The organism is Streptomyces sp. NPDC057099, from assembly GCF_042671245.1.
Classification (GTDB): Bacteria; Actinomycetota; Actinomycetes; order Streptomycetales; family Streptomycetaceae; genus Streptomyces; species Streptomyces purpurascens.
In genome coordinates this window covers 84,983-98,077 of sequence record NZ_JBHUTX010000021.1, presented here as the reverse complement: position 1 = coordinate 98,077, position 13,095 = coordinate 84,983, and the positions used below count along the sequence as shown (strand labels likewise).

Annotated in this window: 13 protein-coding genes; 2 read left to right on the top strand and 11 right to left on the bottom strand. The window is 73.4% G+C overall.

Annotation, left to right across the window (positions count from 1 at the left end):
• Nucleotides 1-91 precede the first annotated feature (91 nt).
• From ACFT4A_RS24785 to infC, 5 genes are all read right to left on the bottom strand, one after another.
• Nucleotides 92-1,243 carry an ATP-binding protein gene (locus tag ACFT4A_RS24785; RefSeq protein WP_382833489.1) on the bottom strand — a complete coding sequence of 384 codons (1,152 nt, stop codon included), beginning with the start codon at nt 1,241-1,243 and terminating at the stop codon, nt 92-94.
• A 54-nt stretch (nt 1,244-1,297) separates the two neighbouring features.
• Nucleotides 1,298-2,158, bottom strand: coding sequence for a TrmH family RNA methyltransferase (locus ACFT4A_RS24780; RefSeq protein WP_382833485.1), 861 nt, complete (start codon nt 2,156-2,158; stop codon nt 1,298-1,300).
• Nucleotides 2,159-2,249: 91 nt separating this feature from the next.
• Nucleotides 2,250-2,633 carry a 50S ribosomal protein L20 gene (gene rplT / locus ACFT4A_RS24775; protein ID WP_004002577.1) on the bottom strand — a complete coding sequence of 128 codons (384 nt, stop codon included), beginning with the start codon at nt 2,631-2,633 and terminating at the stop codon, nt 2,250-2,252.
• A gap of 95 nt (nt 2,634-2,728) precedes the next feature.
• Complete coding sequence (gene rpmI / locus ACFT4A_RS24770) at nt 2,729-2,923, bottom strand: 50S ribosomal protein L35 (RefSeq protein WP_003989075.1); 195 nt, start codon at nt 2,921-2,923, stop codon at nt 2,729-2,731.
• Nucleotides 2,924-3,032: 109 nt separating this feature from the next.
• Nucleotides 3,033-3,695 (bottom strand): translation initiation factor IF-3, encoded by a 663-nt coding sequence (gene infC, locus ACFT4A_RS24765; RefSeq protein WP_359896758.1) that lies wholly within the window; start codon nt 3,693-3,695, stop codon nt 3,033-3,035.
• Between the two features lie 394 nt (nt 3,696-4,089).
• Between infC and ACFT4A_RS24760 the strand changes: the two genes are divergently transcribed.
• Nucleotides 4,090-4,446: a DUF1844 domain-containing protein gene (locus ACFT4A_RS24760; protein ID WP_215122530.1), complete on the top strand. Its 357-nt coding sequence runs from the start codon at nt 4,090-4,092 to the stop codon at nt 4,444-4,446.
• A 61-nt stretch (nt 4,447-4,507) separates the two neighbouring features.
• On the opposite strand, the gene ACFT4A_RS24755 is transcribed toward ACFT4A_RS24760, so the two are convergent.
• Genes ACFT4A_RS24755 through ACFT4A_RS24745 form a run of 3 tightly spaced genes read right to left on the bottom strand, consistent with a single transcriptional unit; the run spans nt 4,508 to nt 8,282 of the window.
• On the bottom strand, nt 4,508-5,236 hold the full coding sequence (locus ACFT4A_RS24755; RefSeq protein ID WP_382833482.1) for an SseB family protein: 729 nt from the start codon (nt 5,234-5,236) through the stop codon (nt 4,508-4,510).
• A gap of 59 nt (nt 5,237-5,295) precedes the next feature.
• Nucleotides 5,296-6,516 carry a type VII secretion-associated serine protease mycosin gene (mycP, locus tag ACFT4A_RS24750; RefSeq protein ID WP_382833479.1) on the bottom strand — a complete coding sequence of 407 codons (1,221 nt, stop codon included), beginning with the start codon at nt 6,514-6,516 and terminating at the stop codon, nt 5,296-5,298.
• Nucleotides 6,513-8,282 (bottom strand): hypothetical protein, encoded by a 1,770-nt coding sequence (locus ACFT4A_RS24745; protein WP_382833476.1) that lies wholly within the window; start codon nt 8,280-8,282, stop codon nt 6,513-6,515. The genes mycP and ACFT4A_RS24745 overlap by 4 nt, the downstream gene beginning before the upstream one ends.
• 500 nt (nt 8,283-8,782) lie before the next feature.
• Here ACFT4A_RS24745 and ACFT4A_RS24740 point away from each other — a divergent pair, with 500 nt between their 5' ends.
• A complete protein-coding gene (locus tag ACFT4A_RS24740) occupies nt 8,783-9,985 on the top strand; it encodes an amino acid deaminase/aldolase (protein WP_184597366.1) in 1,203 nt (400 codons plus the stop codon).
• Between the two features lie 5 nt (nt 9,986-9,990).
• On the opposite strand, the gene ACFT4A_RS24735 is transcribed toward ACFT4A_RS24740, so the two are convergent.
• Genes ACFT4A_RS24735 through ACFT4A_RS24725 form a run of 3 tightly spaced genes read right to left on the bottom strand, consistent with a single transcriptional unit; the run spans nt 9,991 to nt 13,087 of the window.
• Nucleotides 9,991-10,899 carry a DUF2510 domain-containing protein gene (locus tag ACFT4A_RS24735; protein ID WP_382833531.1) on the bottom strand — a complete coding sequence of 303 codons (909 nt, stop codon included), beginning with the start codon at nt 10,897-10,899 and terminating at the stop codon, nt 9,991-9,993.
• Between the two features lie 29 nt (nt 10,900-10,928).
• Nucleotides 10,929-11,717, bottom strand: coding sequence for a 3-oxoacyl-ACP reductase (locus ACFT4A_RS24730; RefSeq protein ID WP_376392718.1), 789 nt, complete (start codon nt 11,715-11,717; stop codon nt 10,929-10,931).
• Nucleotides 11,714-13,087: an aldehyde dehydrogenase family protein gene (locus ACFT4A_RS24725; RefSeq protein WP_382833472.1), complete on the bottom strand. Its 1,374-nt coding sequence runs from the start codon at nt 13,085-13,087 to the stop codon at nt 11,714-11,716. Before ACFT4A_RS24725 ends, ACFT4A_RS24730 begins: the two co-directional genes overlap by 4 nt.
• Nucleotides 13,088-13,095: the final 8 nt, after the last annotated feature.

The following is a 13,095-nucleotide window of genomic DNA, read 5'->3' as shown; positions in this document are numbered from 1 at the left end:
TCCGAGACTCCGCGATGGACCGTGTGCAGGACACATGGGTGCCAATGGCCGAGTCTAACGGGGTGGAGGTATACGAATGCGCCCGCGGGGCTCAGGCGAGATAGGCCGGAGCGCTCACGGGCAACGTAAATCGGAACTCGGCGCCGGCGCCGGGCGCGCGGCCGACCGTGATGGTGCCGCCGTGGGCCTCGACGATGCCCTTGACGATATAGAGCCCGAGGCCGGTGCCACCGCGCTTGCTGCCCCGCCAGAAGCGGGTGAAGACGCGGTTCATGGACTCCTCCGGGATGCCGGGCCCCTCGTCGCTCACCGTGACCGACGTGGCTGCGTTCTCGGCGAACTCGCCCTCGCGGAGGGACGCCGTCGCCGTGACGTCGATCGTGACAGTTCCCTCGCCGTGCCGCACGGCATTTTCCAGGAGGTTGCTGAGCACCTGGTCGATCTTGTCTGGGTCGGCCCACAGGTCGGGCAGCGGCTGCTGGACGCGCAGCAGGAACCGGTCGGCCGCCTGCCCGGCGGCGACGTAGGCCTGGATGTGCCGTCCGACGGCCGCGCCGATGTCGACGGGCTGGCGGCGCACCTCCAGCCGGCCGGAGTCGATCCGCGAGATGTCGAGCAGCTCGGCGATGAGCCGGGTGACCCGGTCGGCGTCGGCGTCGACGGTCTCCAGCATCAGCCGCTTCTGGTCGTCGGTGAAGCGTTCCCACTTGGCGAGCAGGGTGGCGGTGAAGCCCTTGACCGAGGTGAGCGGGGAGCGCAGTTCGTGGGCGACGGTGGCGATCAGCTCGGCGTGGCTGCGCTCGGTGCGGCGCCGGGCCTCGGTGTCGCGCAGGGTGACGACGAGGCGCCGGAGGGGCCCGGTGGGACGGCTGCGGACGTAGCGCGCGGAGACCAGCACCTCACGGCCGCCGGGGAGCAGGAGGTTGCGCTCGGGCTGTCCGACGCGGATGGCGAGGCCGCCGTAGGGGTCGGTGAGCTGCCACCAGCGACGCCCCTCGAGATCCTCTAACGGCAGGGCCTTCTCCAACCGCTGCCCGAGGGCGCCCCGGGCACGGACGGCAGTGATGCGCTCGGCAGCAGCGTTGAAGCAGATGACCCGGCCCTGCTCGTCGGCGACGACGAGCCCGTCGGGCAGTTGGTCGGGGTCGATGCCGAGGTCGACGAGATCACCGGATGTCCGGGACGCGTCGGGCGGGCTCCCGGCGTCCTGGGCTCCCGGTGCGCTGCTCGTGCCGACGCTCATCCCCGTACCCCACCTCCAAGGCTCCACAGAGGGGTCCCTGAGCTGGTCACCCTACTAGTTCCCGGTGACGGAACGGCACCCTCCGGCGGCGCGCTGTGCACGCGCGGACGCATAGAGACATACGGCCGCGGCGGTGGCGAGGTTCAGGCTCTCGGCCTTCCCGTGGATCGGGACGCGCACGACGGCGTCGGTGAGGGCGCGGGTCTCCTCCGGGAGGCCCCAGGCCTCGTTCCCGAAGACCCAGGCGGTCGGCCCGCCCATGGTTCCCTTGTCGAGTTCCTCGTCGAGGTCGCGGTCGCCCGCCCCGTCGGCGGCGAGGACCCGGACACCGGCGGCCCGCAGCCTGTCGACCGCCTGCTCCACGGGGACGCCCACGGCGACGGGCAGGTGGAACAGGGAACCGACGGAGGCGCGGACGGCCTTGGGGTTGTACACGTCGACGGAGGCGTCGGTCAGGACGACCGCCTCGGCGCCGGCGGCGTCGGCGCAGCGCAGTACGGTGCCGGCGTTGCCGGGGTCGCGGACGTTCGCGAGCAGGGCGACGAGCCGGGGGCGCGCTTCGAGGACCTCCTCGAAGGGCGTGTCCAGGAACCGGCAGACGCCGACGAGTCCCTGCGGGGTGACGGTGGTGGAGATGTCGGCGATGACCTGCTCGGAGGCGAGGTGCACCCGGGCACCCGTGTCCCGGACCGCCCCCACGATGTCGGCGTACCGCTCGGCGGCCTCCAGCGTGGCGAACAGCTCCACGAGCGTGGCCGTGGCCCCGGCCCGGTGCCCGGCCGCCTCGCGCACGGCCTGCGGTCCCTCCGCGAGGAACAGCCGCTCCTTCCCCCGGAAGTTCCGCTTGGCCAGCCGCCGCGCGGCCAGGACGCGGGGCGAGCGGGGGGAGATGAGCTCGGGCGTGGCGGGGGACATCCTGTTCACTTTCTGCTAGCTGCACAGCAGGACCCGCAGGCCGTTCGGCCTGCGGGTCCTTGAATCACGTCGGCTTGCGGCCGGCGCGGCGTCACGCAGCCTTGGGCGCGTTGACGTCGCTCGGCAGCGCCTTCTGGGCGACCTCGACGAGCGCGGCGAACGCACCGGCGTCGTTGACGGCCAGCTCGGCCAGGATCTTGCGGTCGACCTCGACGTTCGCGGCCTTCAGACCCTGGATGAAGCGGTTGTACGTGATGCCGTTGGCGCGGGCAGCGGCGTTGATGCGCTGGATCCACAGCTGACGGAAGTCACCCTTGCGCTTCTTGCGGTCGTTGTAGTTGTAGACCAGCGAGTGGGTGACCTGCTCCTTGGCCTTGCGGTACAGGCGCGAACGCTGACCGCGGTAGCCGGAGGCCTGCTCGAGGATCGCCCGGCGCTTCTTGTGGGCGTTCACTGCCCGCTTGACGCGTGCCACTTTTTAACTCCTTGTAGCGGGGCCGCGGTGGTCGTCACACGGCCCGAAATCGATTGGGTCCCGGTCCTGACGTACGGCGCTCGCGCGCCGAAGCGTCACTTGCCGAGAAGCTTCTTGATCTTCTTGGCGTCGCCCGGGGCCATCTCGGCGTTGCCGGTGAGGCGACGCGTCACACGGGACGACTTGTGCTCGAGCAGGTGGCGCTTGCCGGCACGCTCGCGGAGCACCTTGCCGGAGCCGGTGACCTTGAAGCGCTTGCTGGACCCGCTGTGCGACTTGTTCTTCGGCATAGCGCCGTACTCTCCTCGTCGGTGGCGCTCCGGTGCCCGGTCGTGAAACCGGGCACGGTGGAGCGTCGTCTTGTTTCGGTTGCTTCCTCGGGACTCGCGTCCCCAGGGGTCACGCCTCGGCGGGCTCCTCGGCCGGCGCCTCGACGTCCACGTCGGCGTCCGCGTCGGCTTCCGCGGCGTTCTGCGAGCGGCCGGGGTTGGCCTTCGCTTCCGCCTTGCGGGCCTCCTGCGCCTGGCGAGCCTCGGCCATCGCCTCGGTCTTCTTCTTGTGCGGACCGAGGACCATGATCATGTTTCGGCCGTCCTGCTTCGGGTTCGACTCCACGAAACCGAGGTCCTGGACGTCCTCCGCGAGACGCTGCAGCAGTCGGTAGCCCAGCTCGGGCCGGGACTGCTCGCGACCACGGAACATGATCGTGATCTTGACCTTGTCGCCCTGCTTGAGGAACCGGACGACGTGACCCTTCTTGGTGTCATAGTCGTGCGGGTCGATCTTCGGCCGGAGCTTCATCTCCTTGATGACCGTGTGCGCCTGGTTCTTGCGCGCCTCACGGGCCTTCATGGCCGACTCGTACTTGAACTTCCCGTAGTCCATGAGCTTGCACACGGGCGGACGGGCATTCGCCGCGACCTCGACCAGGTCCAGGTCGTACTCCTGCGCAAGCTCCAGTGCCTTGGCCAGGGGGACGATGCCCACCTGCTCGCCACTGGGACCGACAAGTCGCACCTCGGGAACGCGAATCCGGTCGTTGATGCGGGGCTCGGCGCTGATGGATCCTCCTCGGTAGCACCACGCGACGGTCTGGCGGACGGCCGCGTAACGTCTCTATTCGATAGACCTAACCGCGCCGAAGCAGAAAAAATGCCCCGGACGATCCCAGGCGGGGCTCCTCGAACTACCGGAGCACCGCCGCGGTGATCGCGGGGCGCGCTTTCGGACGGATCGCCGCCGCTGGGACGGGACCGTCTGACCGGTGACCCGCCGCCCTGGGGGCGGTCAGGTGGGAGTTCGAAAGCCTCCACTTGTGGGTCGGGCTCGTGGGCCGTGAGGCATACGGGTCCGACCGGTCGTTACACGAGGTTACCAGCAATGGCAGGCAACGGCTAATTGGGACGCCGCGGGGCCTGGTGCGGCGCGGGCCCTCCCTGCGCCTATCGTGTGGGGCATGAGTGAGACCCCTCCTGAATCCCCCGACTTCGACGCCATGGCCCGCGACATCGCCGAGGTCCCGGCGGTCGAGGTGATCGTGACGGTCGCCGTCAACCTGATGAGCGCCGCCGCGGTGAAGCTCGGTCTGACCGAGGAGGGCGACAAGCACAAGGACCTGGACGAGGCCCGCAAGCTGGTGCACGCGCTGGCCGGTCTGCTGGACGCCTCCGCGACCGAGATCAGCTCCTTCCACGCGTCGCCCCTGCGCGACGGCCTGAAGTCGCTGCAGCTGGCGTTCCGCGAGGCATCGCTGAGCCCGGACGAGCCGGGCCAGGGGCCGGGCGAGAAGTACACGGGCCCGGTCTACGGCTAGTCACTTCTACGGCTGGTTGCTTCCACGGCTGGTCCCGAGACCGGCCGGCAGGGCCGGTCCGTCAGCGTTCGTACAAGGGCTCGCCCGGGGGCGTCGCCTCGGCCGGCAGCAGTGCCAGGTCGAGGCCGCGTACCAGGCGGGCCCTCAGTGTCTCGTCGGTGGCGAGCCGCTCGGCGACGGCCCGGGCGGCCTCGGCCGGGGGCGCGGACGGGTCGAGAACCAGGGCGAGGGTGCCGTCGGCCCGGCCCGGGCCGAGGTGGGCGCGCAGGACGGCGGGCTCGGCGGCCACGGCATCGCGTACGGCCGCGATCACGGCCGGGTCGGCCAGCGGGTCGGCGGTCGACCTGCCCTCCGCGAGGGCGAGCAGGGCGGAGCCGGTCAGTTCGAAGGGCACGGGTCCGGCCAGATCCAGTACGACCGTGTCCGCCTTCTCGTGGGCGGCGGCCTGGAGGGCCTGGTGCAGGGGGACGGCGACGGGGCGGGCCGCCGGGTCCCAGCGGGCGAGGGAGTCCGTGGACGTGAAGGCGGGGAGGGCGGTGCGGTCGCCGGCCTTCAGGGTCGGTACGGCCATGTCGCTGGTCTTCTCGTGGCGCAGTCCCCGCTCGTCCTCCTCGACCTCGCCGAGCACGGCCACGACGGGGACGAGCAGCCGGGCGCCCTTGAGGGCGTCGAGGACCGGGCCGACCGCGCCGCGGTCCTCCGACCAGGCGGCGAGCGCCGCGCTCAGCCGGGGGTCGGCGGAGCCGTCGTCGTCGGAGAAGCCGGAGTCGGGGATGTTCTTGTTCGCCACGGTCGTCGACCCTATCGGCCGGGTGCCGCCGCTTCGGCAGCGGTTCCGGCGGCCGGCGGCTAGAACTCGTCGCGGTGCCTACGGCGGCCGCGCCACAGGACCACGCCCGCCACCAGCAGGACGGCGCCGGCGCTGCCCGCGAGGGGGGCGGCCCAGTCGGCGGTGTCGTCGCCCGAGGCCGCGTCGTCCGGGCCGCTGCCGAAGTACTTCTCGCTGTGTGCCGCCGAGCGCAGGCCCTCCGGCTCGAGCCCGTCGGCGGCCTTGATGGCGGCGGCCGGGTCGATGAAGCCGAAGCCGCGGGAGTCGTCGCGGCCCCCGACGGGGGCGTTGCGGGCGGTGTCCTCGAGGAGCGACTTGATCTGGGCCGGGGTCAGGTCCGGGTGGGCGGCCTTGACCAGGGCGGCGGCGCCGGAGACGAAGGCGGCGGCGGCGCTGGTGCCCCAGCCCTCGTAGTACTTGTGGTCGGGGTCGGCGATGACGACGTCGACGCCGGGGGCGCTGACGGTGGCGTACCAGCGGCGGGTGGAGAAGGTGGCGCGGGTCCCGGAGCGGTCGACGGCGGTGGCGGCGATGACGCCCGGATAGGCGGCCGGGTAGGAGATGTGGTCGCCCTTCTCACCGCCGTTGCCCGAGGAGGCGACGACGACCACGCCCTTCTTCAGGGCGTACTGGATGGCCGCGTCCTCGGTGGGTTCGGGGTGCGCGGAGGCGGAGTCGTCGCCCAGGGAGAGGTTGATGACGTCGGCGCCGTGGTCGGCGGCCCAGCGGATGCCCTCGGCGAGGGCGTTGCCGCGGGTGCTGCGGGCCTTGGCGCGGGAGGGATCGCCGTCCTCCAGGATCACGCGGACGGGGAGGATCTTCGCCTCGGGGGCGATGCCGAGGACGCCGTCGGCGTTGCCCGGGCCGTGTCCGTGGCCGGCGATGATGCCGGCCATGGCGGTGCCGTGCCGGGCCCAGGCGCGCTCGCCGGGCTCGGCTCCGAAGCCGACCAGGTCCTTGCCGGTGAGGACGTTGCCGACCAGGTCGGGGTGGTCGGCCTCGACGCCGGTGTCCAGGACGGCGACGGTGACGCCGTCGCCCTTGGTGGTCTGCCAGGCCTCCTGGGTGTGCATGGCCTCCAGGGCCCACTGCTGGGCGCGGATGCTGTCCGCGTGGGCGGCGGGGGCGGGGAGGAGGACGAGGCCCGCGGCGAGCAGGACGCCGAGGGCGCCGGTCCGCCGGGTCGCGGCGGCTCGCCGTGGCGCGAAGGTTCGTCCGGCCGGGCGGCTTGGGGCTTTCACGACGGCTGCTCCGTGGCCGAGCGGACGTTCTTGCGGAGGCCGCGTTCGACGCGGTCGGCGAGGCCCTGTGCCTCGTTGCCGAGGCCGGCCTGGGCCGGGGCGGTGGTGGCGTTCGGCTCCATGGCGTCCTCGGCGGGCTGCGGGTCGTCGACGGTGCGGCCGTCGGCCCAGCCGGAGACGGCGTAGACGACGACCGGGGCCTCGGTGAGCACGGAGACGGTCCAGGCGGCGCGCTGTCCCCTGCCGAAGTCGGCGGCGGGGGTGTTCTTCGCGGCGTACGGCAGGGGCATCAGATCGCTGCGGCGGTCCAGGCGCTCCTTGCGGAAACGGTTCGCGAGGGAGGTCATGCCCGGGGCGTCGGCCGTGGTGAAGAGCAGGCCGACGGTGGTCACGTAGCTCTGGGTGGCGTCGGTGTAGGTGGCACGCAGGAGCCGGTCGCAGCCGACGGGGGCGAGGGCCTTGCGCAGCAGGGGGTCGAAGGCGTCCTCGCAGCCGCTGTCCGGGGCGACGGCGATACGGGTCCAGGTGCGGTCGGCTCCGCCGGGGCCGGCGCCCTTGCCCTGCACGGTGGGCGGGAACAGTTGGTCGACGGGGACGCTGTGCCAGAGGCTTCCGGCCGTGGCGAAGGTGCTGCGCGAGCCCTCCTCGCCGGAGTCACCGACCAGCCAGCTGCCGGTGGCCGCACCCGAGATGAGTCCCAGCCCGAGCACGAGACAGGCGGCGGCCGCGGCGGCCTGCGATGCGCCGCGCCCGCCGAGCAGGCGGGGCCGGGCGTCGCCGTCGTACACCTCGGGCTGCCCGAACGACACGACGGGCCGGGCGCCGGTGGGTGTCCCGCCGGGGGTCAGGGGGGCGCTCGCACTCCAGGAGAAGGCCGGGTCGGGAGAGACGCGGGGGGACTCCGGGGGCGGAGGGGCCGGGGTGGCGGGGCGGGGCCGCTGAGTGGGCGCGGGCGGCATGCGCATCGCGGGCATGGCACCGGAACCGGCATCGGCTCCGGCGACCGAGCCCGCGCCGGCCTGTGGCTCACGGGTGGGGCGCGGCGGGGTGCCGGGGCGTACGGGAGCGGGCCGGGCGGAGGTTTCGGCAGGTGCCGGGTCCGCGGGGATCGGCCGCAGGCGCCGGGTCGTCTCCGCCGCGTTCTCGGCGGGGGCGCCGGTACGGCGTGGCGTGGGGAGCGGCCCGGGCCGGCCGGAGGAGCCCGGCAGGTGACGCGGTCGCGGAGGGGTGGCGGGCGGGGTGGCTGTCCTGTTGGCCTCGGGCCGGGACTCGGTACGGACACCGGGCGGAGTGGACGCCTCGGGCCGGGTCTCCGTGCGGACGCCGGGCGGGGTGGCTGTCCTGTTCGCCTCGGGCCGGGGCTCGGTGCGGACACCGGGCGGGGTGTCCGGGAAGCGGGCGGAGGCGAGCGGCGGGGGCGGTGTCGTGGACTCGGTGCGCTCGGGCGTGGTGGTGCCGAGGCTCGGGAAGCGAGGACGCCCGTTCGAGCCGCCGCCGGAGCCAGAGGGGCCCGGACCGGCCGGACTGCCGGCTGGAGCGGCCGGTCCGGAACCGGTGCCGTCCCCGGCCGATGAGCCACCCGCGCCTGAAAGGCCACGCGGACCGGCCGGACCGCCGCCCCGAGCCGCCGTGCCGGGACCGGTGCCGTCCCCGGCCGATGGGCCACCCGCGCCGATGCGCCCACGGGGCGCGGCCCGGTCCTCGGCGGTAGAGCCCGTCGAGGCCGCCTCGCGCGCTGAGGAGGGCCCCTGTGTATCAGTCGTCATGCCGCCGACACCGAAGAACCCACGTCCGTCCGACACATCACGCGCCCCGGCTACGGCAGACCCGGGCCGGTCGGTGTCCCGCTCCGGGGACGGCCTCCGTGAACCCGACGGGGCGTCGTCACCCATAGCCGTGTCGGACGGTTCCGCCGTCGTGTTCTCCGGGGGGTGTGCGGGACGCGGTGGGCTGCTGGGGCGTGGAGGGAAGGAGGCACGCCGCGCTTCCGTGCTCATGCACCCCCCGTTTCCTCGTGCCCGGGCCGCTGCGTTCTGCGCGGGCCGGTGGCGTCCTGCCCGAGGCCCGGCACGGAATCGTCCCGGGCACACATACCCGTACGGACGGAGCGTCATCCCGGCGCGGATCCCCGGCCGGCTCGTTCCGCCGTACGTGCGCGTCACTCTACGGCTTGTTCCTGCACGAACGGGAACCAGTCCACGAGCCCGGGGCATCTGCCCGGAACGTCCCCCTACCCTGCGGTAATCCAGTCTGGCAGGCTGCGTTCATGACTGCGCGCGCCGCCGACCGGGCCCGTTACGACCGGGCCACAGCCCATCTCGACGCCCCTCTCGCGATCGTGGACCTGGAGGCCTTCGACGCCAACGCCGCCGATCTGGTCCGCCGTGCCGGGGGCAAGCCCGTCCGGGTCGCCAGCAAGTCCGTGCGGTGCCGGGCGCTGCTGGAACGCGTCCTGGCCCGGGACGGCTTCGCCGGGATCATGTCCTTCACGCTCGCCGAGTCGCTGTGGCTGGCCCGCTCGGGGTTCGAGGACGTGTTGCTCGCCTACCCCTCGGCCGACCGTGCCGCGTACGCCGAGCTCGCCGGTGATCCCAAGCTCGCCGCCGCCGTCACCGTCATGGTGGACGATGTCGCCCAGCTCGATCTGATCGACGCCTCGCGGGGCGGCGGTCGTGAAGTGGTGCGGGTGTGCCTGGAGTTGGACACGTCCCTGCGGCTGCTCGGCGGGCGCGTGCGCGTCGGGGCCCGGCGTTCGCCACTGCACTCCCCCGCGCAGGTCGCGGACGTGGCCCGGGCGGTGGCCCGGCGGCCCGGCTTCGAGGTCGTGGGGATCATGGCGTACGAGGGACACGTCGCCGGTGTCGGCGACGCGGTGGCGGGGCGCCCGCTGAGGTCCCGTGCCGTACGGCTGATGCAGGCCGCCGCGAAGCGTGAGCTCGCCGAGCGGCGTGCGGAGGTGGTGCGCGCGGTGCGGGCCGTGGTGCCGGGTCTGGAGTTCGTCAACGGCGGCGGCACCGGCTCGGTGCAGCACACGGCGGCTGAGGACTCGGTGACCGAGATCGCCGCCGGGTCGGGGCTGTACGTGCCGCGGCTGTTCGACAACTACACGTCGTTCAGCGGCCGTCCGGCGGCCCTGTTCGCCCAGCCGGTCGTACGGCGGCCGGGCGTGGGCGTGGTGACCGTGCTCGGTGGCGGGTATCCCGCTTCCGGTGCCGCAGGGGCCGACCGGTCGCCCGTGCCGTACCTGCCCGAGGGGCTGCGCTACGACCCGCAGGAGGGGGCCGGTGAGGTGCAGACGCCGCTGCTCGGCTCGCCCGCCGACGACCTGCTGATCGGTGACAAGGTCTGGTTCCGGCACGCGAAGGCCGGTGAGCTGTGCGAGCGGTTCGACCAGCTGCGGCTGATCGAGGGCGACGCGGTGACGGCGACCGTGCCGACCTATCGCGGCGAGGGGCACACGTTCCTGTAGTCGCGTCAGTCCGAGGGGCCGATGCTGCTGCCGACGCCGCCGCCCGTGTCCGCGTCGCCGACCGGGCGGATGCCCTTGGTGACGCGGTCCATGTCGGCGAGCGGTGGTCCGTCCTCGCCCGCGTCGAAGACGTACCGGACGAGGACCGGTGACTCGGTGCCGACGCTGGAGGGGAAGACGAGCGACTGGACGTAGCCGCCCGGTCCCTTGGCGGTCTGCACGCGCCAGCGCACGCAGTACCCGGCGCGGCCGGCCACCGCGACCGGCCCGGACTTGACGACCTCGTGGGATTCCATGCCCCCGTGGGGCTTGCGGCCGATCCGGTCGCGGTCGTAGGCCTCTTCGGCCGCCTCGGAGATGTCCGCCTTGGCGAGGGCCTCGGGGGATTTCTCGTCGTTCGCGGTGACCGTGCGGGAGATGACGAGGCCGTGGCGGCAGGCAGTGCCGTCGCCGGGGCAGTCGTACGTGCCGTCCGTCGTCATGACGACGTCGTCCTCGGCGACGTACTGCGGGCGGACCCAGCCGTCGAGCAGCGGGAAGGTGACGCCGTTGAGCTGGTCCTCGACGACGGCCGGGTCGTCGGCGGACGGCTCGGAGGTGGACGTCCCGGGCGTCGGCTCCGAGGGTTGTGACGCCGTGGGGCCGGGGGCGGTCGGAACCGTCCTGGTCTCCGCGCCGCTGTCGTCGCCGCTGGTGAGGACCAGGGCTCCGGTGACGATCGCCGCGACCAGGACCGCCCCGGCGGCGACGAGGGCCACCGCCTTCGCGCGCCCGGTGCCGCCGCCCGGGGGCGGGGGCACCGGGCCGGCGCCGCCCCCGGGCGCACGACGGTGCTCGGTCCAGGCCGTGCCGTCCCACCAGCGTTCCAGATGGGGGCCGTGCGGGTCGGGATACCAGCCGGGCGGAGGCGTCATGCTCATCCCGGCACTCTAGAGCCAGGGGCCTAGAGGGGTGTCACGTACGCCCCCGCGATCCCGCCGTCGACCAGGAAGTCGGTGGCGTTCACGAAGGAGGAGTCGTCGCTGGCCAGGAAGGCGACCGCGGCGGCGATCTCCTCGGCCTCGGCGAAACGGCCGACCGGGACGTGCACCAGGCGGCGCGCGGCGCGCTCCGGGTCCTTGGCGAACAGCTCCTGGAGGAGGGGGGTGTTGACCGGGCCGGGGCACAGGGCGTTCACGCGGATGCCCTCGCGGGCGAACTGCACGCCCAGTTCGCGGGACATGGCCAGGACGCCGCCCTTGGAGGCCGTGTACGAGATCTGGCTGGTGGCGGCGCCCATCCTGGCCACGAAGGACGCCGTGTTGATGATCGAGCCCCTGCCCTGGCGCCGCATGTAGGGGATGGCGGCCTTGCAGCACAGGTAGACGGAGGTGAGGTTGACCTCCTGGACGCGCTTCCAGGCCTCCAGGCCGGTCTCCAGGATGGAGTCGTCGTCGGGCGGGGAGATGCCGGCGTTGTTGAAGGCGATGTCGACGCTGCCGTAGGTGTCGTAGGCCGTCCGGAAGAGGGCCTCGACCTCCTCGGGGTCGGTGACGTCGACCTTGACGAAGGTGCCGCCGGTCTCCTCGGCGGCGGCCTTGCCGCGTACCTCGTCGACGTCGCCGCAGACGACGTGCGCGCCCTCGGAGGCGAGGCGGCGCGCGGTGGCGAGGCCGATGCCGCTGCCGGCTCCGGTGATGACGGCCGTACGGCCGACCAGTCGGCGGCAGATGTTCTCCTGAGCCTGGGTCACTGTGCGGGGCCTTCCGTGCTGATGAAGACGTTCTTGGTTTCGGTGAAGGCGGCCAGGGCGTCGGGGCCGAGTTCGCGGCCGACGCCCGACTGCTTGTAGCCGCCGAACGGGGTCCAGTAGCGGACGCTGGCGTGGGAGTTGACGGACAGGTTGCCGGCGCGGACGGCCTGGGAGACGCGGAGCGCCCGGCCGACGTCCCTCGTCCAGATGGAGCCGGAGAGGCCGTAGGGGGTGTCGTTGGCCAGGCGGACGGCGTCCGCCTCGTCGGTGAACGGCAGCAGGACGGCCACGGGGCCGAAGATCTCCTCGCAGGCCGCCGCCGAGTCGGGCCGCTCGCCGGTGAGCACGGTCGGCGGGAACCAGAAGCCGGGCCCCTGGGGGGCGCTGCCGCGGAGGGCCGGGGCGTCGTCGGGCACGTATCCCCGGACGCGGTCGAGCTGCTGCCGGGAGATCAGCGGGCCCATCTGGGTCTTCTCGTCGGCCGGGTCGCCCACCACCACGGCGGCCAGGGCCTCGGCGAGCAGCTCGCGGACCTCGTCGTAGACAGTCTCCTGGACCAGGACGCGGGTGCGGGCGCAGCAGTCCTGGCCGGAGTTGTCCAGGAAGGAGAAGGGGTCGACGGCGGTCTCGAGGTCGGCGTCGGCGAAGACGATGTTGGGGCTCTTGCCGCCGAGTTCGAGGGTGACCGGCTTGACCTGCTCGGCGCCGAGCGCGGCGACGCGCGCCCCGGTACGGGTGGAGCCGGTGAAGACGACCTTGGCGACGCCGGGGTGCCGGACCAGTGCCTCGCCCGCGACGGCGCCGTGCCCCGGCAGGACCTGGAAGAGGTGCTCGGGGAGCCCCGCCTCCAGGGCGAGTTCGGCGAGGCGCAGGGCGGTGAGGGGGGTGGTCTCGGCGGGCTTGAGGATGACCGCGTTGCCGGCCGCGAGGGCGGGGGCGGTGCCCCAGGCGGCGATCGGCATGGGGAAGTTCCACGGCGCGATCACGCCGACGACGCCGAGCGGTTCGAGGATCGTGACGTTCAGGCCGCCGGGCACGGGGATCTGCCGGCCGGTGAGCCGCTCCACTCCCCCGGCCGCGTAGTCCAGCAGGTCACGGACGTTGCCGGCCTCCCAGCGGGCGTTGCCGATGAGGTGGCCGGCCTCGCGGACCTCCAGACGGGCCAGTTCCTCCAGGTGCTCGTCGACGGTGGCCGCGAAGCGGCGCAGCAGCCGGGCGCGGTCGCCGGGCGCGAGGGCGGCCCAGACGGTCTGGGCCCGGGCGGCCAGGGTGACCGCCGCGTCGACGTCGGCCGGGCCGGCCGCCGCGATGGCGGCGACGACCTCCTCGGTCGCGGGGTTCAGTACTTCCAGGAGGTGCTCGGAAGACAAGGGGGGCC